Consider the following 23,276-nt stretch of genomic DNA (forward strand, 5'->3'; position numbering starts at 1 on the left):
TTCAAAGAACTACTTGGTCGCTCATTTGCGACTTCCTTATGTTAACATCTTCGTTTTTCGATGTCAACTAAGTTTTTTAATTTCTTTTTTGTCGTTTTCTGCGTTTCCGCATCAGCGACGGTTATTAATATATCATGGTGAAAATTGAAATGCAACACCTTTTATAAACTTTTTTTAAAACCACCCACATTTCTTTTTTAATATCATATACTTAAACGAAATATCTCTTTCATGTATAAGCAATTCCTACATATATTCTATATAAAGTTACTCTATCAAAAACCGTTTCTTTCTATAATAAACGTTTTATTCCTATAAAATATCATACAAGGAGGAATACATATGGACTATACCGATTTATTACTCAAACTAGGTCTCTCGGCTATTTTAGGATTCGCCATCGGTTTAGAACGTGAATTAAAACGTAAACCACTTGGTTTAAAGACTTGTTTAGTTATCTCTATTATTAGTTGCCTCCTCACTATTGTTTCTATTAAAGCAGCTTACAATTTACCACATACCGACCATATGAATATGGACCCCCTTCGACTTGCTGCTCAAATTGTATCAGGAATTGGTTTTTTAGGTGCAGGTGTTATTTTACGAAGAGGAAACGATAGTATTGCTGGGCTAACGACCGCCGCCATGATTTGGGGTGCTTCTGGTATTGGCATTGCCGTTGGAGCTGGTTTCTATATTGAAGCGATTTTCGGAATGTGCTTCCTTATGATTAGTGTAGAACTTATACCATTAACGATGAAATTTATAGGACCTAGGTCATTTCGTCAACGTGATATCGCAGTGAAACTTGTTGTACGAAATATGGACAATATCCCGATCGTAATTGAAGAAATAAAAGAAATGGATATAAAAGTTAAGAACATGAAGCTCAAAACATTGGAAAATGGTTCGCACTATTTACATTTAAAATTGTCTATCGATCAAAAAAGACATACTGCTGATGTTTATTATGCTCTTCAACACCTTGAAAGTGTTCAACAAACTGAAGTTGAAAGTATGTAATAGAAAACAAACTCTCTTTTAAATTAGAGAGTTTTTCTTTTTTCTATAATGGTAACAATGAATGTAGTCCTGCAAAGTAAGGAGGAATTGGCAATTGAAATCCCGTCCAAATTTAGTAGATACATTTCGTGATTCCATTATTTTTCGTTTAATTTGCTTTATTGTTATACTTACTGCTTTTTCCGGCTTTCTTATACATAGATTAGAACCATCGCACTTCACCACATGGTTTGATGGAATTTGGTGGTCAATCGTTACAATTTTCACTGTTGGCTATGGTGACTTTGCCCCACATACACTAATAGGCAAACTCATCGGTATGAGTATTATTTTATTTGGAACCGGTTTTTGTTCTTATTATATGGTTCTATTCGCCACTGATATGATTAATAAACAATATATGAAAGTTAAAGGAGAAGAAGCTGCGACTGCTAGCGGTCATATGATTATTGTCGGCTGGAACGAACGGGCAAAACATGTTGTAAAACAAATGCACATCTTACAACCAAACCTTGATATCGTTTTAATTGATGAAACACTTTCTTTACTTCCAAAACCATTTCACCATTTAGAGTTTATAAAAGGTTGTCCACATCACGATCAAACGTTATTAAAAGCTAACATTACAACGGCACACACCATATTAATAACGGCTGATAAAGAAAAAAATGAAGGCTTAGCTGATACACAGTCCATCTTAAATATTTTAACTGCAAAAGGACTTAATCCAAACATTCATTGCATCGCTGAACTTCTTACTTCGGATCAAATTCAAAATGCAACGAGAGCTGGTGTATCAGAAATTATAGAAGGAAATAAATTAACGAGCTATGTATTTACCGCTTCTCTTTTATTTCCTTCTATTTCAGGTGTACTATTCTCACTTTACGATGAAATCTCTGATAACAAATTACAACTGATGGAGCTTTCTCCGCCTTGCACCGGACAAACTTTTGCAAATTGTAGCTATACTCTTTTAAAACAAAACATTCTCTTACTAGGTATAAAGCGTGACGATCAATATATGATTAACCCAGTCCATACCTTCATTCTTATCGAAAGCGACATACTCATTGTTATTCACCATTAAAAAAGTGACGCTCTAGTTCCTGTACTAATACTTTCCCAATATTAATATACTTACTTTTCACATCTCCATCTGGATCTTTCGGCTCAGCAAATTGATCAAATCCGCTCGTTCCAGCTGTTAACGCATTCACATTATCATCTAGTTCGTCTTGATACACATGCGAAAGAATATACGGCGTTTCAAGACGGACTATTACACCAGGCACATCTAATTCCCCATCCACAGCTGTAAATGGCACTCGTAAAAATTGATAGCCATCTTCTTCGTCGATTTTGTAATCAAAGCACCCTTTATCGTAATCCCAATTGCCACCAATACTATATCCAAGTGGTTTCATAACCTCTTCTAACTTATATAACGCATATGTATGTCCTTTTAACTTTGATTGAATCGGAATCAAGCCCATCCCTCCAAGACTTTTCCTTTAGCATACCCATTCTAGTTTGAATATACCGATGGACATTTCAGTAAAATAATAAAAAGCGACCGGATCTTCGGTCGCTTTTTATTATTTTAAACGCTCTTCTAATTCTGCTTTTAATTCTTCAAATCCTGGTTTACCAAGTAAAGCAAACATGTTTTTCTTGTATGCTTCTACTCCTGGTTGGTCAAATGGATTTACGCCTAATAAGTAGCCGCTCATCGCACATGCTTTTTCGAAGAAGTATACAAGGTAACCGAATGTGTACTCATTTAATTCAGGAATATTTACGATTAAGTTTGGTACTCCGCCATCGCTATGTGCAAGTAATGTACCTTCATATGCTTTTGTGTTTACGAAGTCTACAGTTTCACCAGCAAGGTAGTTTAATCCATCTAAATCGTTTTCTTCTGATTCGATTGTCAGTTCATGTGTAGATTTACCTACTTTAAGAACTGTTTCAAATAAATCACGACGACCTTCTTGAACGTATTGACCTAATGAGTGTAAATCAGTTGAGAAGTTTGCTGAAGATGGGAAAATACCTTTTTGATCTTTTCCTTCACTTTCACCAAATAACTGTTTCCACCACTCAGCGAAGTATTGAAGCGCCGGCTCATAGTTAACAAGCATTTCAATTGTTTTTCCTTTATTGTATAAAGCGTTACGAACTACTGCGTATTGATAAGCTGGGTTTTCTTCTAGTTCTGATGCCCCGAAGTCGTCATGACCAGCAGCTGCACCTTTCATCATCTCTTCAATATTTAAGCCACTTACTGCGATTGGTAATAAACCAACTGGCGTTAATACAGAGAAACGTCCTCCAACATCATCTGGAATTACGAATGTTTCGTAACCTTCGTTATCAGCTAATGTTTTTAATGCACCACGCGCTTTATCTGTAGTTGCATAAATACGTTTGCGAGCTTCTTCTTTTCCATACTTCTCTTCTAATAACTTACGGAAAATACGGAATGCAAGTGCAGGCTCTGTTGTTGTACCTGATTTGGAAATAACGTTAATAGAGAAGTCTTTACCTTCTAATACATCCATTAAATCTTTCATGTAAGTGGAGCTAATGTTTTGTCCAACAAATAGCACTTGTGGAGTTTTACGTTGTTCTTTAGAAAGCGTATTGTAGAATGAATGGTTTAACATTTCAATTGCTGCACGTGCTCCTAGGTAAGAACCACCGATACCTACAACAAGTAAAATGTCAGAGTCATTTTTAATTTTTTCTGCGCATTTTTGAATGCGAGCAAATTCTTCTTTGTCATATTGAAGCGGAAGCTCTACCCACCCAAGGAAATCGTTCCCAGCTCCAGTTTTTTCGTGGATTGCATGATGTGTTACTTTCACTGCATCACGTAAATAAGTGATTTCATGTTCACCGATGAAGGATAACGCTTTAGAATAGTCGAACGTTACATGTGTACTCATCTTTTTCCCTCCAATTATGGATATGTATTTCTGTATTCACTTTAGCGAAACTGAAGTTGTAAATCAAGCGATTCAACCAGTGTAAACGTAACCAATATATATTTTTTAGAAAAAGTTCATTTTTTGCATAAAAATTCGCATTTTTCGGTATAGATGTATATACATCTTTTTTTCACACATTTTTTATGTATAAAAACAACATAACTGCACCATTCTATAAAAGAGTTGATTAACTCAGCGCTTGCTCATGCTTCACAATTAAGGGGGGCTTTTTCATGAGTACATTGCAACGTATCGCATTAGTCTTTACTGTAATTGGTGCAGTAAACTGGGGACTAATCGGGTTCTTCCAGTTTGACTTAGTAGCAGCCATTTTCGGCGGACAAAACTCAGCTCTTGCACGTATTATTTACGGTATCGTTGGTATATCTGGGCTTATCAATCTTGGTTTACTGTTTAAACCATCTGAAAATCTTGGTACGCACCCAGAAACAAACGAAATTCGATAATCAGTATGTCCTTTCACCTCCGACATACGAATATGATTGCATGCAATCATATTTGCAAATATATATCATAAGATAAAGTAAAAGAGGAACGCTCATATGCGCTCCTCTTTTACTTTGTTAACTCGGACTCTTCAATCCATTCTGTCAGCTTTTCTCGCAACGTATTAAATCCGTCCTTAGATGGATTCGGTATAAGAATCCTTCCTTGTTTTCTTTTCGCAGCTTTTAACGATAAACTCATTTTTCTGTGCTCTTCATCAATTGAAAGTACTTTTACTTCTACTGTATCGCCGACTTTCAAAAAGTCATGAATATCCTTTACATATCCATTTGTAATTTCAGATATATGCACAAGTCCTTGTGTTTCTGCATCTAACGCTACAAATGCACCGTAATCTTGAATTCCAGTCACTTTCCCTGTTACAACCACTCCTGTTGTATATTGTTCTGACATATGAAACACTCCCATACGTTTACCATTTTCTCTACAAATGTAGATTGCAAAACAGATGTACTTATTTTAAATATCCGATTAATTAGTACGCCTGTTACGTATCGCTACCTAACAGGCGCATACCTTATATTAGTAAATTATACCACTATGACAGAACTCATTCAAAATTCACGAAAAAATTTCCTGTAGCACGTATAATTCTCCAATATTGGGATAGAATACTAACACATGGCTTTCTAGTATTCCCCCCCTTTTATGGACAAAACGTATTATGTTTTGTCCTTTTTTTATTCTCGACGAACCGTTCCATTCTCTTCATTGCTTCCATAAGTTGTTCAAGCGATGTTGCATACGAACAACGAATAAATCCTTCACCACTTTCTCCAAATACACTTCCAGGTACAACAGCCACTTTTTCTTCTAGTAATAACTGTTCTGCAAATTCCACTGAAGTTAGTCCAGTTGAGGCAACAGAAGGAAAGACATAAAACGCTCCGCCCGGCACATGACACGTTAATCCCATCTCATTGAAAGATGTCGCCATAAAATTACGGCGTTTCTTATAGCTATCTCTCATTCGAATGACTTCATCATTCCCTCCGCGTAATGCTTCAAGAGCTGCGAACTGGGACATCGTCGGTGCACACATCATAGAATATTGATGAATTTTAAGCATCAACTCTGAAAATTGAACGGGAGCTGCGATCATACCGAGACGCCATCCTGTCATCGCAAATCCTTTTGAAAATCCCGAAATTAAAATCGTATGTTCGCGCATGTTTTGAATGCTCGCGAAACTCGTATACACTTCGTCATATACAAGCTCTGCATAAATTTCATCAGATAATACGATTAAATTGTACTTCTCAACCATTACTGCTAACTTTTCTAGTTCGGATTTGTTTAACATTGCACCTGTTGGATTATTTGGGGAACAAAGTAAAATTGCCTTTGTTTTCGCTGTAATAGCTGCTTCAATTTGTTCGGTTTGTAATTTAAACTCTTTTTCTAAAGTAGTCGCTATAGGAACTGGAACTCCTCCAGCTAATGTTACAAGCGGTGCATAAGAAACGAAGCTCGGTTCAATAATGAGTACTTCATCATCAGGATTTATAATGGCACGCATCGCTACATCTAACGCTTGGCTCGCTCCAACCGTAACAATGATTTCATCGTTTGGATCATAAGATACTGCAAATTGTTTTTTTAGATACTTTGCTATTTCTTGACGGAGCTCCAATAATCCTGCATTTGCTGTATACGCTGTATATCCTTGCTCTAAAGAACGGATACATGCTTGCCTTACATTCCAAGGTGTAACAAAGTCAGGCTCTCCCACTCCAAGTGAAATAACACCTTTCATACTTGCGGCTAAATCGAAAAACTTTCGAATACCAGACGGTTGTAAAGATTCTGCTACTCTAGACAGTTCAAACTGCTTCATGGTGTCACCACAATTCGCTTATCATCATCGTTTTTTTCATAAATAATTCCCTCATGTTTATACTTCTTCAAAATGAAATGAGTTGTTGTAGAAACGACAGATTCAATCGTTGCTAATTTCTCAGAAACAAACATCGCTACTTCTCCCATCGTCTTTCCTTCTAATGTAATAGAAAGATCATATGTCCCTGACATTAAATACACGGATTTCACTTCTGAATAGCGATAAATTTGTTCTGCAACTGCATCAAACCCAACACCGTGCTTCGGCGTAACTTTCACATCAATCATCGCTGTTAAACCCGTATGTTCTTTTACTTTTGTCCAATCAATATGTGTTACATAATCCACAATAATCTTTTCACTTTCTAATTTCGCAACCATCTTCTTCACTTCTTCTACTTCTATATTTAATAGCTTCGCCAATGTATCTACAGACAAACGACTACTTTTTTCAAGACAAGCCAATAATTCTAATTCCTTTTCAGTCACCATATAAATCATCCTTCCTTTTCGTTTCTGTCTAAATTATACAAATACCCTTTCCAGTTTGAAAAGAAGATTTTTTTAGAGAATTATGTCAAAATAAAGTGAAACTTTAATCAGCGGAAAGGTTCATCCCGCTGATTATTAGCCCACACCAATCGGGCTTTTACGGGCAGTTAGTCTCCCCCTATCTTCTTTGCTTCAGGCATTTTTAGGGGCGGGAGGCTTATTGTCCGTTAACAAGGGATAAAAGTGAGAGGGGATGGAACCGTGAAACCAAAAGTATATATCGCTGAACCAGTTCCAACATTTGTAGAAAACTATTTATCAGAACACTGTGATTATGAAACATGGAATCAAAATGAGAAAGTACCTCGTGATGTTCTATTAGAGAAGATACAAGATAAAGATGGGTTATTAAATTTCGGATCTGCCATAAATGAAGAATTGTTAAATGTGGCACCGAAATTAAAAGTAGTGAGTAACATTTCTGTTGGCTATGATAATTTTGATTTACTAGCGATGGAAAAGCGAAATGTCATCGGAACGAATACACCATACGTATTGGATGATACAGTAGCTGACCTCGTTTTCGCTCTTATGTTATCTGCTGGTCGTCGTGTTTGCGAACTCGATTCCTATGTGAAAAATGGTGAGTGGAACGCTGAAATCGGAAAAGAACATTTCGGACTAGATGTGCATCATAGTACAATCGGTATTATCGGAATGGGACGAATTGGAGAAGCTGTTGCAAAGCGAGCGAAATTCGGATTTGATATGAACGTCCTGTATTATAACCGTCGTCGTAAAGAAGAAGCAGAACAAAAATTTGATGCTACATATTGTGATTTACAGACAGTAATAAAACAGTCTGACTTTATCGTCCTTCTTACTCCTTTAACAGATGAAACATATCATCTTATCGGAGAAAAGGAATTTTCATTAATGAAAGAAACAGCAATCTTTATTAATGCATCTCGCGGGAAAACGGTAGATGAAGCAGCATTAATTCATGCATTAAAAGAAAAGAAAATCTTTGCAGCAGGCATTGATACTTTTACACAAGAGCCGATTCAAAAAGATAATCCGCTCTTATCATTACAAAATGTTGTGACTTTACCGCACATCGGATCTGCGACATTAAAAACTCGGCAGCAAATGGCCATGACAGCCGCTGAAAATTTAGTTGCAGGGTTACAAGGAAAAACACCGCCTAATATTGTCCGCGGGTAATGATGAATAAGCGAAAGGCAAGATGACATCGTCATCTTGCCTTTTTTTGTTAACATATTTTTTTCTACCTTGGAGATGATATGAACAAAAATCAATGGAGTGACAAAAAATGAATCATGAATATACTTGTCCTTATTTCACTTTTTCCACTCGCGGCACTACTATTCATTACGAATTGTATGAACATAAAAATAAAACAAAACGTCCTACTTTCGTACTCGTTCACGGCTTTTTATCTTCCTCATTCAGTTACCGCCGTCTCATTCCTTTACTATCGAAAGCAGGAACAGTACTGGCTCTTGATTTGCCACCATTCGGAAAAAGTGATAAGTCTCATCTCTTTAAGTATTCTTATCACAATTTAGCAACCATTATTATCGATTTAATTGAACATTTATCTCTCTCAAATATTGTGTTAATTGGGCATTCTATGGGCGGGCAAATTTCTCTCTATGTAAACCGGATACGTCCTGAACTAATCTCAAAGACGATTTTACTATGTAGCTCTAGCTATTTAGCACGCGCAACCTTACCTTTACTGTATTCTTCTTATTTACCGTTCTTTCATTTATACGTAAAGAACTGGATTATACGGCGCGGAATTGTTCATAACTTAATGAATGTCGTTCATGATCACTCATTAATTGATGATGAAATGAAGGAAGGTTACTCCGCTCCTTTTTATGACAACCGTATATTCCCCGCCCTAACTCGCATGATACGAGACCGTGAAGGTGACTTATCTTCAACTGAATTACAAAAAATCGAAACGCCTATACTACTCATTTGGGGTGAAAAAGATCGTGTCGTCCCTGTACATGTAGGACACCGTCTCCATAAAGATTTACCGAATTCAACATTCATCTCTTACGAAAATACAGGGCATTTACTACCTGAGGAAAAGCCTGAACATGTTTATGAAGAAATTATCGCTTTTTCCGCGCAATAAAGTGAAACTTTAATCAGCGGAATGTTTCACCCCGCTGATTATTAGCCCGCACCAATTGGGCTTTTACGAGCAGTGGATCTCCCACCTCACTTCTTTGCCTCAACCGTCTTTTTAGGTGGGGGTCTTACTGCCCGGCAAATAGCGGGATAATATTAAAAAGGCTGTCGGAAATTCCGACAGCCTATAATGAGCAACTTCCGCCTTCTTTTAATACAAGTAACTCTTCAGCTAATTTCTCACATTTTTCAAGCGCAGGTACTTCCTCAAAAGACATAAAGTATATATGTTGAATCTTCTTTGCAATATATTTCGAATCGTCAAACACAGTTACGACGTTCACTACATCACTCGCTTCTGTTTCATAAAACTCCGGTCCCATTCGAAACGGATCCCAATTCTTCACAACCTCTATCATCTTTTCATATGTACCCATCTACTTCCCGCCTTTTCACTTTTTAATACTTTTCTTTATCCTATCACATCAGCTATTCTATAAGAAGAGAGAGAACTTTCATAACTTAGCAGTTTCACAGAAGAAAGGGGCAAACATATGCAGCTATTTCATAAAACGGTAAATCGGCGCGGAACACATAGTACAAAATGGGATACTTATAAAAACGAAGAACTCATTCATGCCTGGATTGCCGATATGGATTTTGAAGTACCAAAACCAATTCAAACTGCATTACAAAAACGTATCAAACACCCTATTTTTGGCTATACACTTCCACCTGAACATATTGGAGACATTATTTGTAACTGGACAAAAAAACAGTACGACTGGGATATTCAAAAAGAATGGATCGTATTTAGTGCGGGGATCGTTCCAGCTCTTAGTACGAGCGTACAAGCTTTCACAAAGGAAAACGAATCCGTTCTTGTACAACCACCTATTTATCCCCCATTTTTCGAAATGGTTACAACAAACAACAGAAAATTATGCGTGAGCCCATTATATAAACAAGATGGCACATATATGATAGACTTCGATCATTTAGAAAAACAATTTCAACAAGGGATTAAACTAATGCTTCTTTGTAGTCCTCACAATCCTATTGGACGTGTTTGGACGAAAGACGAGCTAATAAAGCTCGGAGCGTTATGTACAAAATATAATGTAATTGTTGTCTCAGATGAAATTCATGCTGATATTATTTACGGAGATCGTACTCATACACCATTCGCTTCTTTATCTGAAGAATTAGCAGCACATACCATTACTTGTATGGCTCCAAGTAAAACATTTAATATAGCTGGATTACAAGCATCTATCATTATTATTCCAAATGAAAAACTACGTAATACCTTTACGTCTATTCAATATAGACAAGGGTTCCATGGGCTAAATACATTTGCTTATACCGCGATGCAAAGCGCTTATACAGAATGTAATGATTGGCTAAATGAAATCCGACTATATATAGAAGATAACGCTCAATTCGCTTGTGAATATATCAAAAATCACATACCTACTCTTTCCGTAACGAAGCCAGAAGGTAGCTTTTTATTATGGATTGATTGTTCTCACCTAAAACTTTCTCAAAACGAGCGCACCACGTTACTTGAGGAAAAAGGAAAACTTATCGTCGAACCTGGTGAAAAGTACGGATTAGGCGGCGAAGAACATATTCGAATTAACATTGGCTGCCCACGATCTGTTTTAGAAGAAATTTTAAACAGACTGCGCCATACGTTTTCATAATAAGAAAGGAGCCTGCCCACGAATCAATTTGGGGCAGGCTCCTTTCTCAATTTTTTTCGGTAAATCGATATATTTTGAGTTGCGGTCGATATATTCCAATAATTGCTGATATATTTCCAATTACGTTTCACAAAGAAAGCTACCATCCACGGTAGCTTTTACTTTTTCTTCATATCCGACGCTTTTTTTACAATCACACCGCAAGCAATTCGATCACCAGATTTCCCCGTTGGTTGTGTCATGCCATCATCAGGGTTTTCAGTAATAATAATAGACGCTCCATCTTTTCTATGAATCGTCGTTTTCCCTTCTTCAAGCGTTATGTGCGGTGCATCGATATCCGCTTTAATCTTTCCAGAACCATCTGCAATTACATTCGGTAAATCACCATTTTCCGCACCCTTCGGATTGAGTAAGCCATGCTTTTTATTATCTGGATTAAAATGATTACCAGACGATTCAAAACGAGGCGCTTTACACTCTCCAATTTCATGTACATGTATGCCGTGCGGACCAGGCGCGAAACCTTCCCCTTTAATCGTAATTTTCACTCCACTTGTTTGCTGAACTACTTTCGCAGTCCCTACTTCATCTCCTGAAGCATTATGTAATTTCACTTCAATTTCTTTCGGCTTTCCTTGGTCACAACCTGCCATCAGAAATAATAAACAACAACTGAAAAAAAGCCGTCTTTTCATTCTATTCCCTCCAAAATACATTCTGCCCTTAGATTGTCCGAGCATAGAGGGAAACATACAAAAATGAATTACCGTTTCTTTTCAGCTAAAAGCTTTTCTTCTACTTTCTGTAATCGCTCTGCTTCTCGTTTGGATACACGAATGAACATACGCCACGTAGCAACGGCACCAATGATAAATAGAACGCAAACAATCCCTGGAATAATATATTCTGTTTTATCTTCCGGAAAATATAAAGGCATCATATGAAACACTCCTTATTGTAGGATTCAAAAACCATCAGAATTTTCTGTTATATTATTTTAAATTATAGTTGAACCAATTCATATTCTCAAGGGGGCGTTCCGAAAGCGAATGATTTCTTTGACTCCTTCTCCTACTTTCCTTACTATAAACTTGAGGTGAAAAATATGAGAGAAACATTTGAAATTGGTGAAATCGTTACTGGTATTTATAAAACGGGAAAATACATCGGCGAAGTTACAAATAGCCGCCCGGGCAGTTACGTCGTAAAAGTATTAGCTGTTTTAAAACATCCGGTGCAAGGTGACTTACATAACGTAAAACAAGCTGACGTACCATTTTTCCATGAAAGACGTGCTTTAGCTTTCCGTGAACAGACGAACATTCCAGAACAAATGGTGAAGAAATATGAAGGAGAGATTCTAGATTATACAGATTCACTCAAATTAGCATTAGAAACTCAAATGAATTCATTTTCTGAAGATGATTCACCTTTTGCGGTTCGTAGTCTAGAAACATTAGAGCAGTTAAAAAAAGACTACAAACTTTAAAAAAACAAAACGACCAAATTACATACTGTGCAATTTGGTCGTTACTGTGTACTCACTTTCTTTAACACTTTTGAAAAGTCCACGAGTTCCCCTAATGTTGGAGGTGCTGGTTTCACTAAATACTCTTTATCTTTTTCTACTAATTTAAAAATATTGTACGTCGTCATCGCATCATCTAGCGCACAATGATGCTTACCCGTTCCTACTTTTCCATACGCCTCAATCGCTTTCCATAATCCTGTTTGATTTCTTTCTCCAAAAAACTTCTTATACTCAAGCGATAAATCACGACACTGTCCGAAAAACGGAAAAGCTACTCCCGACATTTCACAATTATGCTTCAGCACTTTCATATCCATATTTCCCCACGTTACAATGGTCGGTTTACATCTTTTTTCGTATTCTGCAAGTTTATCAATGAGTTCAGGAAATGAAATTCCTTTATCCACGATTTCTTGTTTAATTCCCAAAAATTTCTTGCATCGATCTGTTAAAGAAGGAAATGTTTTCGGCCTGACATGTGATGAATACGTATCTTCTACCTTACAACCTACAACCGAGACGAGTCCTACCTCAATAATTTCCGGGAAAAATCCTTTTGGTTTCTTTCGATGCTGGGGCATCGTAAACTCAAAATCTAAAAATAAAAATCGTTGTTCATCCATACGATCCCTTCCTTATCATCTTTGTCATTCCTTTCTATTTGACACTCCTACACGAACAAGCTCGAATGCTAATTCCATTTTAAATATTCAGATTGGATGTATCTTATATATATGTCAAATGCCCACAAATATTTTTAAAAATGAGAAAAAATGACCTATGCAGAAAATATGACAAAATCCCTCCTTTCATTTACATCCGCAGTTTTTCTACTTTATAATGACGTTATGTGTGTTTCATCTAGTTAATATTTGACACACTAAGAAAAATGAATGAAAGGAGATGAGATTTTTGCACGAAACAACGCAAGAACTCGCTAACTGGCAGTATTATTTTGCTATCGCAGTCTTTTTAATTACATATGCCATTATTATTTCTGAAAAAATTAATCGCGCTGTCATCGCACTTCTTGGTGCAGCACTCATGGTAATTGTGGGGGTCGTCGATTTACATAACGCCTTTACGAAACATATTGAATGGGGAACGATTACGCTACTCATCGGTATGATGATTTTGGTGAACATTACGAGTAAATCAGGTGTTTTCCAATACGTTGCCATTAAAGCAGCAAAAGGGGCACAAGGAAATCCAATTAAAATTTTAATTTCCCTTTCCCTACTTACCGCGCTTGGCTCCGCATTTTTAGATAACGTTACAACTGTACTTCTTGTTGTTCCAGTTACTTTATCTATTACGCGCATCTTGCAAGTAAATCCTGTTCCTTATTTACTTTCTGAAATTATTTTTTCAAACATTGGGGGAACAGCAACATTAATTGGTGATCCGCCAAATATTATGATTGGTTCTGCAAATAAGCACCTAGACTTCAATGCTTTCTTACTGAATCTAGCACCAATCGTAATTATTATTATTGCAGTTACAGCAACAATACTTTACTTCATGTACCGTAAACAATTAATTGCTGATCCTGTACAAGTTAAAAAATTAATGAGCTTAGATGAAAAACAATACATTAAAGATCCAGTATTAATGAAAAAATCTTTAACAGTACTTGGACTTACAATTGTAGGTTTCATGACTCATTCCATTTTCCATGTTGATGCAGCTATTATCGCCTTGACTGGTGCTACTGTACTTATGCTAATCGGTGTGAAAGAACATGAAATTGAAGAAGTATTCGCAAGCGTAGAATGGGTGACGATTTTCTTCTTCGCGGGACTATTCGTACTCGTTGGAGGACTTATCGATATCGGTCTTATCAAAATGTTAGCTCAAAAGGTAGTCGGAATAACAGGCGGAGATATTTCTCATGCATCTATCCTTATTCTATGGGTATCTGGTATCGCCTCTGCAACAATCGATAACATTCCATTCGTTGCAACAATGATTCCACTTATTAACGATATGGCAGTTGGGCTAGGTTTATCACCTTCTGACGCACAAATCGACGTATTATGGTGGGCATTAGCATTAGGTGCTTGCCTAGGTGGAAACGGAACTTTAATCGGGGCTTCTGCTAACGTAATCGTAGCCGGAATCGCAAGTCGTGAAGGACATAAATTTAGCTACATGGAATTCCTTAAAGTCGGCTTCCCAATTATGATTGTTTCATTAATCATTTCTCATATTTACATTTATTTACGCTATCTTATGTAGTAGAAAAAGGGCTGTCCTATGTGGCAGCCCTTTTTTCTTGGTCAACGAAATATCAATTAACCAACAAAGAGCTGTTCCAAAATAGCTTCGAAACAGCTCCCCGCATATATCTACTCGTTATATCTTACCGGCTCATTTCGGATAATGAATAAATGAATCGGCAAGAAAACCGAAAATGTGATTACATGAATAATCGTAAATAGTATAGAGCTCGTTCCGTATCTGTCTAAAATAGCGTAGATGAGATAAATGGACAGCACAATCGATACGGCTGTTGCTAGTAAACTTATAATTGGTACGAAGTTAAAGATGAAACATGCGACATATATACCGAATACTTTCCACCCTGCCTCTTCTTTCAAGAAATCTGGTAATTTATCCTTCGCCAAGTCACCCCACGTCTTACTATTCAAAAATGGAATAAACGCAAGAACCCCATCAGTTGCACCATCATTTTTTGCCATCGTATAAAGTGCAAAAGCCGTTAACAAATACGAAATAATTGCCCAAATTATTATAACAAGAATAAACGCAAAACTAAGAGCAAAGAAACCTGCTAGTACGCTCTGATCTTCCATCTTATCCTCTCCCCTCTCTTTTCAACATATTTCATTACATTGCAAGTTATGTTTTAAAATTTAACCAAACTCTTTGTATAATAAGAGAAGAAAGGTAATAAGAGAGGAGAAACACTTATGCATCCATTTGTACAAGCATTACAAGAGCATTTTACAGCTCATCAAAATCCTGAAAAAGCAGAACCAATGGCTCGTTATATGAAAAATCACTTCCCATTTCTAGGTATTCAAACACCGGAAAGACGCCAATTATTAAAAGACGTCATTCAAATACATACTCTCCCAGATAAAAAAGACTTCCAAATTATCGTACGTGAACTTTGGAACTTACCAGAACGTGAATATCAAGCTGCCGCACTTGATATTATGCAAAAATATAAAAAGCATATAAACGAAACTCATATCCCATTTTTAGAAGAACTTATTGTTACGAAATCTTGGTGGGATTCTGTTGATAGCATCGTCCCTACATTTTTAGGTACTATCTTTTTACAACATCCCGAATTAATTTCTGCATATATTCCAAAATGGATTGCATCAGATAACATATGGTTACAACGTGCCGCTATTTTATTCCAACTAAAATATAAACAAAAGATGGATGAAGAACTTCTTTTCTGGATTATTGGACAACTACATTCTTCAAAAGAATTTTTCATTCAAAAAGCGATCGGCTGGGTTCTTCGCGAGTATGCAAAAACAAAGCCTGATATCGTTTGGGAATACGTGCAAAATAACGAGCTTGCTCCGCTCAGTAAACGTGAAGCAATTAAGCATATTAAACAAAATTACGGAATAAATAACGAAAAAATAGGCGAGACTCTATCATAGATAGACGCGTTCCTCTATTGAGATTTAAAAAAGAACGTGTTAGAATATGTTCATTATTATTAATATAAGTAGCGATGACGGACTTATAAGTACTTGCACAAAAAGCGATTCAGGGATAGTGAAAGCCTGAAGACGCAAGGAAACGGCAGTCTCGAGCATTACATGATAAAGTGGATGCACCTTTTGTGTATCAACTAGGGTGGAACCGCGGGCAAACGCTCGTCCCTAGGCAAATATGCCTTGGGATGAGCGTTTTTTTATGTTTTTCAAAGCATATACTGCTCATTTCACAAGTACCAGAGCACGTCATCGCCAATACGTTAACTTTCAAAAGGAGGATTTTATTATGTATTCAATGGAACAAGTTGTAAACTTAGCGAAACATCGCGGTTTTGTTTTCCCTGGTTCTGAAATTTACGGTGGTCTTGCAAACACTTGGGATTACGGTCCACTTGGAATCGAATTAAAGAATAACGTTAAAAAAGCTTGGTGGAAAAAATTCATTCAAGAATCTCCACACAACGTTGGTTTAGATGCAGCTATTTTAATGAACCCAAAAACTTGGATCGCTTCTGGTCACGTTGGTAACTTCAACGATCCAATGATCGACTGTAAAAAATGTAAAGCGCGTCACCGTGCTGACAAATTAATTGAAGATGCATTAGATGCAAAAGGCATTGAAATGGTTGTTGACGGTCTTACTTTCGACCAAATGGCTGACTTAATGAAAGAACATGAAGTAAAATGTCCTGATTGTGGTAGTGAAGAGTTCACTGAAATTCGTCAGTTCAACTTAATGTTCAAAACATTCCAAGGTGTTACAGAGTCTAGCACAAACGAAATCTTCCTTCGTCCTGAAACAGCACAAGGTATTTTCGTAAACTTCAAAAACGTACAACGCTCTATGCGTAAAAAACTTCCATTTGGTATTGGCCAAATTGGTAAAAGTTTCCGTAACGAAATCACGCCTGGTAACTTCACATTCCGTACACGTGAATTCGAACAAATGGAACTTGAATTCTTCTGTAAGCCTGGTGAAGATTTAGAGTGGTTCGCATTCTGGCGTGAAACTTGTAAAAACTGGTTACTTTCACTTGGTATGCATGAAGAGAGCATGCGTCTTCGTGACCACGGTGAGGAAGAGCTATCTCACTACAGTAACGCAACAACTGACATTGAATTCAAATTCCCATTCGGTTGGGGCGAACTATGGGGCGTTGCATCTCGTACAGACTTCGATTTAAAACGTCACATGGAACACTCTAACGAAGACTTTAACTATATCGATCCACAAACGAACGAGCGTTACGTACCATACTGCATCGAGCCATCTTTAGGCGCAGACCGTGTAACATTAGCGTTCTTATGTGATGCATATGAAGAAGAGCAATTAGAAAACGATTCTCGTACAGTTCTTCGTTTCCACCCTGCTTTAGCACCATACAAAGCAGCAATCTTACCATTATCTAAAAAGCTATCTGAAGGTGCTACTGAAGTATTCGCAGAACTAGCTAAAGACTTCATGGTAGACTTTGATGAAACTGGTTCTATCGGTAAACGTTACCGTCGTCAAGACGAAATCGGTACACCATTCTGTATCACATACGACTTCGACTCTGTTGAAGACAAAGCTGTTACAGTACGTGACCGTGACACAATGGAACAAGTTCGTATGCCAATTAGCGAACTAAAAGGTTTCTTAGAAAAGAAAATCCAGTTCTAATTATAAAAAAGAGGCTGCTCATGAGAGCTGCCTCTTTTTTATTTTTCACGTTTTTCTTTAATTGCTACTGTACATCTTGAAATACATATTAAATCATCATTTTCATCAATGATACGAATATCCCAAACCATCGTTGAATGTCCTCTATGTATCGGTGTCCCGATTGCTGTTACGATTCCATCTTTCTTTGAGCGAATATGATTTGCATTAATTTCTAGACCGAAACAAATACATTTCTCTTGATCAATTAAATTATATGATCCAACACTTGCTACTGTTTCCGCTAACGCTATAGAAGCACCACCATGTAAAAATCCAAACGGCTGATGCGTACGCTCGTCAACAGGCATCGTAGCAACTACTTTATCTTCTGTCATTTCTAACAACTCAATTCCAAGTGAGTCCATTAAAGTTTTTGCCATATCGTTTTCGCCTTCTTCCTTTAATTAAATGTATAATTTTACCTATTTATTTTCAAACTACCTATAACACTTATATAAGGAGGTTTCACCACAATGAAACAGAAACTTTGTATACTATTGCTCATGTTCTCCTTGCTGACTATTGTACCAAATTGTGCAATGGCAGCCAAAGCATCTAACCTGACAATCGATGTTCAGACTATAACGCAAAAAGGTAAGAAACCTTATATAGAATATCAAATTAGTAGGCCTTCTTTTCACAATTTTTCCGATTCTAAATTTCAAAATAAGCTCAATTTCTATTACAAAAAATCTACTGACAAATTTAAAAACAAATTAGAAAAAGAAGCAAAAAAATATTATAAAGAAACAGAAGGGTCTAGTACACCCTTCCATCCGTACGTGGCGAATGTTGATTATAAAATCTCCTTAAATAAACGACCTTTTCTCAGCCTATATGTGAATTACTATCAATATACGGGCGGGGCACACGGCCTTTATACGTGGAAAGCAAACACATTTGATTTAAATGAAAAAAAATTACTACGCTTAGACGATTTATTTCAACAAGAAGATAAATATAAAGAAGTAATCCGTGCAGAAATTGTAAGGCAAATTAAACAAAATGAAAGTATTTATTTTCCTGATGCAACGGAAAAAGTAATGAGTGCTAAAAAGTTTCACTTCTTTTTAGAACCAAACAATCTTGTTATTTATTTCCCTTTATATGAGATCGCTCCTTATTCAAGCGGCATTCCACAATTTCGTATTCCGTATACGTTGCTAAGAGACTATTTGAAGCCTTCTTATCAAAATAATTTGATTGACAACAAGTAAATATTTTCGCTACGATAATGTTAACCTAAAAACAACAGGAGGTTAACATTATGAGAAGATTTCATGTTTTAGATTTAGCATTAGCTGCCATGTTTGTTGCTCTTATGGCCATTGGTGCAAATATTGTATCTTGGGCGCCATTCCTGCAAATAGCGGGCGTTCCGTTATCTATGCAACCATTTTTCGCAATTTTAGCAGGCCTTCTTCTTGGAAGTAGACTTGGTGCATTATCAATGACTGTGTATATGCTAGTTGGCGTAGCCGGCGCACCAATCTTCGCTAACTTCAAAGCTGGATTCGGAGCACTTTTAGATCCTACTGGTGGTTTTATTATCGCATTTATTATCGTTGCTTACGTATCAGGAAAAATAGTAGAACAAAAAGAAAGACCAACATTCAGTACATTTGCTATCGCTTCTTTCACAGGAATCATTTTAACTTATATTATCGGTACTACTTACATGTACGGGGCGGTCAATCTCTTCATGGGCGGTAATATGAGTTATAAAGCTGCCTGGATGATTATGATGTGGTTTGCAGTAAAAGATATTGCATTTACAATTATCGGTGCTATTATCGCACCTCGCATATACTATGCTGTACGCCGTTCTGCTTATCAACGTTCTCATTCGACGATTTCTTAATAAAAAAGAGTTATTTCAGTACACTGAAATAACTCTTTTTTTATATTAAGACTCTTGATTCGTTTGTTCTTCTAAAATTCTCTTCATCATTGTAACCATGTCACCACGTAATTCTGGGTGTTGCAGGGCCATTTCAATTGTCGTTTGAACGAATCCTAACTTTTCACCAACATCGTAGCGTTTTCCTTCGAAGTCGTAAGCAAATACTCGTTGAATTTCATTTAAGTTTTGAATTGCATCTGTTAACTGAATTTCACCGCCAGCACCGACATTTTGCTGTTCTAAGAACATGAAAATTTCAGGCGTTAAGACGTAACGTCCCATAATTGCTAAGTTTGATGGTGCTGTACCTGCTGCTGGTTTCTCAACGAAATTACGAACTTGGTAACGACGTCCTTCCTGCTCTAATGGGTCGATAATTCCATAGCGATGTGTTTCATCTTCTGGAACCGTTTGTACACCAATAACAGAAGAAAGTGTTTTATCATATTCGTCCATTAACTGACGTAAACATGGTTTTTCAGCTTGAACGATATCATCACCTAATAAAACAGCAAATGGCTCATCACCGATGAATTTACGTGCACACCAAACTGCGTGTCCTAATCCTCTTGGTTCTTTTTGACGGATATAATGAATATCTACCATTTTTGAAGAAGCCTGTACTTTTTCAAGTAACTCATACTTTTTCTTTTCTAATAAATTTTGCTCTAATTCAAATGCATTATCAAAATGATCTTCAATAGATCGCTTTGTTTTACCAGTAACGATAATAATATCTTCGATTCCTGATTGTATTGCTTCTTCGACAATATATTGAATAGTTGGTTTATCTACTATCGGTAACATTTCTTTTGGCATTGCTTTTGTAGCTGGTAAAAAACGTGTTCCTAATCCAGCTGCTGGGATTATCGCTTTTCTTACTTTTTTCATAACAAAATACCCTCTCTTCTGTCAGGATCAATAACGATTATTTCCTTACATAGAACAAAAGGGAAGTTTTGCTTCCCTTTTGTTCTGACTACCTAAAATTAATTTATATTATAAACGATTCATAATATCTTCTTTAATAGTAAGTAACTTTTGTTCACTATTTTGTAAAGAATTATCTTTTACACCAAAGTAAAACTTGATTTTCGGCTCTGTTCCAGATGGACGTAAGCAGAACCAAGAACCATCTTCTAATTGATATTTTAACACATTTGATTTCGGTAAGTGAATCTCTTCTTTATGTCCATCTTGTAAAGATGTAACGATGCTTGCTTTATAGTCTTCAACCGCTACGACTGTTAAGCCCGCTACTTCTTTCGGAGGATTTTCACGGAATGTCGCCATCATCTCTTGAATTTGTTCCGCTCCATCTTTCCCTTTTAACGTTAATGACACAAGATCTTCACGGAAGAAACCGTACTTCTCAAATACTTCTAATAAACCATCATATAACGTTTTACCTTGTGATTTGTAGTATGCAGCTACTTCACATGCAAATAAAACAGACTGTACCGCATCTTTATCACGGCAGAATGGACGGATTAAATAACCATAGCTTTCCTCATAACCGAATTGGAATTCATATTGTCCGCTTTCTTCATACTGTTTAATTTTCTCACCAATAAATTTAAATCCAGTTAACGTATCAACTGTATCTAAACCGTATGCTTTTGCAATTGTACGACCAATTTCAGACGTTACGATTGTTTTTAATACAACACCGTTCTCTGGAAGCGTTCCGTTTTCTTTCTTTTGAGATAGTAAGTAATCAAGCATTAATGCACCTGTTTGGTTACCAGTTAATACTTGGAACTCACCATCATGATTACGAACTGCTACACCTAGACGGTCTGCATCAGGGTCTGTTGCGATTAGCACATCTGCACCAATTTTTTCACCGTCACGAATTGCATATTCAAACGCTGCATGCTCTTCTGGGTTCGGTGATTTTACTGTAGAGAAGTTTGGATCTGGTAACTCTTGCTCTTTTACAACCGTTACATCTGTAAATCCAACTTCCTCTAAACCACGGCGTACAGAAAGATTTGATGTTCCGTGTAATGGTGTAAAGACGATTTTTAAGTCTTTCCCTACCTTTTGTACCATTTCTTTATTAATAATGACATCGTTCAATTCTGCAGCATATGCATCATCTACTTCTTGTCCAATAATATGTAATAAACCGTCAGCTTTTAATTGCTCTACATCAGCTACTTCAACTGTTAATTCATCTTCTACTGCATTTACGTAACTAATTAACTCATCAGCTTCTTTTGGAGGCAACTGTCCACCATCGTCACCATATACTTTATAACCATTATATTCAGGCGGATTATGGCTTGCCGTAAGAACGATTCCACTTACTGTATGTAAATGACGAACTGCGAAAGAAAGCACCGGCGTTGGGCGTAAGCTTTCAAATACATATGTTTTAATACCATGTGCACCAAGTGTTGCAGCTACTTCCATTGCAAATTCAGGTGATTTATGACGAGAATCATATGCTACAACAACACCACGTTCCTTTGCTTCTTCACCTAATTTTTCAATAAATTTCGCTAATCCTTGTGTCGCTTTACGAACTGTATATACATTTAATCGGTTCGTACCAGCCCCAAGTTCACCACGCATACCACCTGTACCGAACTCTAAATTTTTATAAAAGCTATCCTCAATTTTCTTCTCATCTTGCTTCATGTTTTCTAGCTGTTCTTTTAATTCTACGTCTAATTCTGCATATGAAAGCCAGCGACTAAATTCTTGTTTCCAATTCATATCTCTATCTCCTCCCGCTTGTCATACCTTTATTATATGAAAAAAACAACCTGTATCTCAATATTTTATAAAATATAGCAGGATTTTACTAGGAATATTTGTATACACTATGGTTAAATACTCCACCAAAGGGAATGAGGATTATGCAAGAATGGGGCTTGTCCGAAGAGCTCAAAATACAAACAAAGCAAATGATTGAAAGCGCTGAAAAAGAATTATCTATTATGAGGCAAGCGATTGATAAAGAAGATGAATGTATTTTATGTAAAATGGAAGAGATTCATCATATGTTGGCAAATGTACAAACATTGGCAGCTACATACTATATTCAGGCGTATTTATCACCTTATACAGAAAGCTCACATTTTATCACAACTGCTGTCCAACATTTAAGTGCCCGCAAACACGGTGCTCTTATCGTTGTGGAACGAAATGAGACGCTTGAATCTTGTATTCAAACTGGCACAACATTAAACGCTCATTTAACTGCACCGTTACTCGAATCAATTTTTTATCCAGGTAATCCTCTTCATGACGGAGCCGTTCTCGTTAAAAATAATCATATTGTTTCAGCAGCTAATATTCTTCCGTTAACGAAAAATACGGAAGTTGATCCTGAACTAGGAACACGTCACAGAGCTGCAATTGGCTTATCAGAAAAAAGTGACGCACTTATTTTAGTTGTCTCTGAAGAAACAGGACGTACTTCCTTTGCTTTAAGCGGGACGTTATATACGATTTCTTTATAAGACGAGCCTTTCACTATGCCACACGTTTTTAAACAGCATAATAGTAAATGAAGTTGTATCGACTTACCGACAAAAACTGATCACACTCGTACCATATCAATAAGAAAAGACTGCCTCAAATGTTTGAGTGATATTATCCCCTTTAGGTAGACAGTGTGAAAAAGACCATGTATACACATGGATGTTACACTATTACTTGGAGGG

At 36.7% G+C, this 23,276-nt stretch carries 26 protein-coding genes; 13 read left to right on the top strand and 13 right to left on the bottom strand.

Annotated features, from left to right (window positions below; genetic code table 11):
* Positions 1–342 precede the first annotated feature (342 nt).
* Positions 343–1,023, top strand: coding sequence for an MgtC/SapB family protein (locus JDS81_RS28595; RefSeq protein WP_000386692.1), 681 nt, complete (start codon positions 343–345; stop codon positions 1,021–1,023).
* Positions 1,024–1,117: 94 nt separating this feature from the next.
* Positions 1,118–2,113 (top strand): potassium channel family protein, encoded by a 996-nt coding sequence (locus tag JDS81_RS28600; protein WP_097952139.1) that lies wholly within the window; start codon positions 1,118–1,120, stop codon positions 2,111–2,113.
* Here JDS81_RS28600 and JDS81_RS28605 read toward each other — a convergent pair.
* The gene (locus JDS81_RS28605) at positions 2,100–2,513 is read right to left on the bottom strand and encodes a YugN-like family protein (protein ID WP_000612324.1); all 414 of its coding nucleotides are present in this window, start codon (positions 2,511–2,513) and stop codon (positions 2,100–2,102) included. The genes JDS81_RS28600 and JDS81_RS28605 overlap by 14 nt on opposite strands.
* A 108-nt stretch (positions 2,514–2,621) precedes the next feature.
* Positions 2,622–3,974 carry a glucose-6-phosphate isomerase gene (locus JDS81_RS28610; protein WP_000103665.1) on the bottom strand — a complete coding sequence of 451 codons (1,353 nt, stop codon included), beginning with the start codon at positions 3,972–3,974 and terminating at the stop codon, positions 2,622–2,624.
* A 275-nt stretch (positions 3,975–4,249) separates the two neighbouring features.
* Here JDS81_RS28610 and JDS81_RS28615 point away from each other — a divergent pair, with 275 nt between their 5' ends.
* Entirely contained in the window at positions 4,250–4,483 is a 234-nt protein-coding gene (locus JDS81_RS28615; RefSeq protein WP_000105788.1) for a DUF378 domain-containing protein, read from the top strand.
* A 109-nt stretch (positions 4,484–4,592) separates the two neighbouring features.
* Here JDS81_RS28615 and yugI read toward each other — a convergent pair whose 3' ends face one another.
* From yugI to JDS81_RS28630, 3 genes are all read right to left on the bottom strand, one after another.
* Positions 4,593–4,937, bottom strand: coding sequence for a S1 domain-containing post-transcriptional regulator GSP13 (yugI, locus tag JDS81_RS28620; RefSeq protein WP_000003767.1), 345 nt, complete (start codon positions 4,935–4,937; stop codon positions 4,593–4,595).
* A gap of 253 nt (positions 4,938–5,190) precedes the next feature.
* Positions 5,191–6,381, bottom strand: coding sequence for an aminotransferase (locus JDS81_RS28625; protein WP_097952137.1), 1,191 nt, complete (start codon positions 6,379–6,381; stop codon positions 5,191–5,193).
* Complete coding sequence (locus tag JDS81_RS28630) at positions 6,378–6,875, bottom strand: Lrp/AsnC family transcriptional regulator (RefSeq protein WP_000255691.1); 498 nt, start codon at positions 6,873–6,875, stop codon at positions 6,378–6,380. The genes JDS81_RS28625 and JDS81_RS28630 overlap by 4 nt, the downstream gene beginning before the upstream one ends.
* Before the next feature lie 243 nt (positions 6,876–7,118).
* Here JDS81_RS28630 and JDS81_RS28635 point away from each other — a divergent pair, with 243 nt between their 5' ends.
* Both JDS81_RS28635 and JDS81_RS28640 read left to right on the top strand, forming a co-directional pair.
* A complete protein-coding gene (locus JDS81_RS28635; RefSeq protein ID WP_141489332.1) occupies positions 7,119–8,099 on the top strand; it encodes a 2-hydroxyacid dehydrogenase in 981 nt (326 codons plus the stop codon).
* 109 nt (positions 8,100–8,208) lie between these two features.
* On the top strand, positions 8,209–9,048 hold the full coding sequence (locus JDS81_RS28640) for an alpha/beta fold hydrolase (protein WP_001015213.1): 840 nt from the start codon (positions 8,209–8,211) through the stop codon (positions 9,046–9,048).
* A gap of 181 nt (positions 9,049–9,229) precedes the next feature.
* Here JDS81_RS28640 and JDS81_RS28645 read toward each other — a convergent pair whose 3' ends face one another.
* Complete coding sequence (locus tag JDS81_RS28645; protein WP_000537646.1) at positions 9,230–9,481, bottom strand: YugE family protein; 252 nt, start codon at positions 9,479–9,481, stop codon at positions 9,230–9,232.
* Between the two features lie 117 nt (positions 9,482–9,598).
* On the opposite strand from JDS81_RS28645, the gene JDS81_RS28650 reads away from it, so the two are divergent.
* Complete coding sequence (locus JDS81_RS28650) at positions 9,599–10,750, top strand: MalY/PatB family protein (RefSeq protein ID WP_097952135.1); 1,152 nt, start codon at positions 9,599–9,601, stop codon at positions 10,748–10,750.
* A gap of 158 nt (positions 10,751–10,908) precedes the next feature.
* Here JDS81_RS28650 and sodC read toward each other — a convergent pair whose 3' ends face one another.
* Both sodC and JDS81_RS28660 read right to left on the bottom strand, forming a co-directional pair.
* A complete protein-coding gene (gene sodC / locus JDS81_RS28655) occupies positions 10,909–11,448 on the bottom strand; it encodes a superoxide dismutase [Cu-Zn] (RefSeq protein WP_000829097.1) in 540 nt (179 codons plus the stop codon).
* 68 nt (positions 11,449–11,516) lie between these two features.
* Positions 11,517–11,693, bottom strand: a complete 177-nt coding sequence (locus JDS81_RS28660; protein WP_000982764.1) for a hypothetical protein — start codon at positions 11,691–11,693, stop codon at positions 11,517–11,519.
* 165 nt (positions 11,694–11,858) lie between these two features.
* On the opposite strand from JDS81_RS28660, the gene kapB reads away from it, so the two are divergent.
* On the top strand, positions 11,859–12,242 hold the full coding sequence (gene kapB / locus JDS81_RS28665; protein WP_001209336.1) for a kinase-associated lipoprotein KapB: 384 nt from the start codon (positions 11,859–11,861) through the stop codon (positions 12,240–12,242).
* A 41-nt stretch (positions 12,243–12,283) separates the two neighbouring features.
* On the opposite strand, the gene kapD is transcribed toward kapB, so the two are convergent.
* Positions 12,284–12,907, bottom strand: coding sequence for a 3'-5' exonuclease KapD (gene kapD / locus JDS81_RS28670; RefSeq protein WP_000344367.1), 624 nt, complete (start codon positions 12,905–12,907; stop codon positions 12,284–12,286).
* A 289-nt stretch (positions 12,908–13,196) separates the two neighbouring features.
* Here kapD and JDS81_RS28675 point away from each other — a divergent pair, with 289 nt between their 5' ends.
* Entirely contained in the window at positions 13,197–14,522 is a 1,326-nt protein-coding gene (locus JDS81_RS28675; RefSeq protein WP_000545233.1) for an ArsB/NhaD family transporter, read from the top strand.
* A gap of 110 nt (positions 14,523–14,632) precedes the next feature.
* On the opposite strand, the gene JDS81_RS28680 is transcribed toward JDS81_RS28675, so the two are convergent.
* A complete protein-coding gene (locus JDS81_RS28680) occupies positions 14,633–15,100 on the bottom strand; it encodes a hypothetical protein (protein ID WP_097952133.1) in 468 nt (155 codons plus the stop codon).
* A 117-nt stretch (positions 15,101–15,217) separates the two neighbouring features.
* Between JDS81_RS28680 and JDS81_RS28685 the strand changes: the two genes are divergently transcribed.
* Positions 15,218–15,931, top strand: coding sequence for a DNA alkylation repair protein (locus JDS81_RS28685; RefSeq protein ID WP_000553335.1), 714 nt, complete (start codon positions 15,218–15,220; stop codon positions 15,929–15,931).
* A 346-nt stretch (positions 15,932–16,277) separates the two neighbouring features.
* Complete coding sequence (locus JDS81_RS28690) at positions 16,278–17,654, top strand: glycine--tRNA ligase (protein WP_000287143.1); 1,377 nt, start codon at positions 16,278–16,280, stop codon at positions 17,652–17,654.
* A 38-nt stretch (positions 17,655–17,692) separates the two neighbouring features.
* Here the strand turns inward: JDS81_RS28690 and JDS81_RS28695 are convergent, their stop codons facing one another.
* Complete coding sequence (locus JDS81_RS28695; RefSeq protein WP_001140604.1) at positions 17,693–18,076, bottom strand: hotdog fold thioesterase; 384 nt, start codon at positions 18,074–18,076, stop codon at positions 17,693–17,695.
* A 93-nt stretch (positions 18,077–18,169) separates the two neighbouring features.
* Between JDS81_RS28695 and JDS81_RS28700 the strand changes: the two genes are divergently transcribed.
* Both JDS81_RS28700 and JDS81_RS28705 read left to right on the top strand, forming a co-directional pair.
* Complete coding sequence (locus tag JDS81_RS28700; RefSeq protein WP_097926577.1) at positions 18,170–18,913, top strand: DUF3298 and DUF4163 domain-containing protein; 744 nt, start codon at positions 18,170–18,172, stop codon at positions 18,911–18,913.
* Between the two features lie 50 nt (positions 18,914–18,963).
* Positions 18,964–19,557: a biotin transporter BioY gene (locus tag JDS81_RS28705; protein ID WP_001252145.1), complete on the top strand. Its 594-nt coding sequence runs from the start codon at positions 18,964–18,966 to the stop codon at positions 19,555–19,557.
* Between the two features lie 45 nt (positions 19,558–19,602).
* Here the strand turns inward: JDS81_RS28705 and galU are convergent, their stop codons facing one another.
* Both galU and JDS81_RS28715 read right to left on the bottom strand, forming a co-directional pair.
* Positions 19,603–20,490 carry a UTP--glucose-1-phosphate uridylyltransferase GalU gene (gene galU, locus JDS81_RS28710; protein ID WP_000757818.1) on the bottom strand — a complete coding sequence of 296 codons (888 nt, stop codon included), beginning with the start codon at positions 20,488–20,490 and terminating at the stop codon, positions 19,603–19,605.
* Between the two features lie 108 nt (positions 20,491–20,598).
* On the bottom strand, positions 20,599–22,323 hold the full coding sequence (locus JDS81_RS28715) for a phospho-sugar mutase (RefSeq protein ID WP_001104199.1): 1,725 nt from the start codon (positions 22,321–22,323) through the stop codon (positions 20,599–20,601).
* 143 nt (positions 22,324–22,466) lie between these two features.
* Between JDS81_RS28715 and cdaS the strand changes: the two genes are divergently transcribed.
* Complete coding sequence (cdaS, locus tag JDS81_RS28720) at positions 22,467–23,072, top strand: sporulation-specific diadenylate cyclase CdaS (RefSeq protein WP_097952131.1); 606 nt, start codon at positions 22,467–22,469, stop codon at positions 23,070–23,072.
* Positions 23,073–23,276 lie beyond the last annotated feature (204 nt).

The organism is Bacillus cereus group sp. N31 (assembly GCF_016483245.1).
Lineage (GTDB): Bacteria > Bacillota > Bacilli > Bacillales > Bacillaceae_G > Bacillus_A > Bacillus_A toyonensis.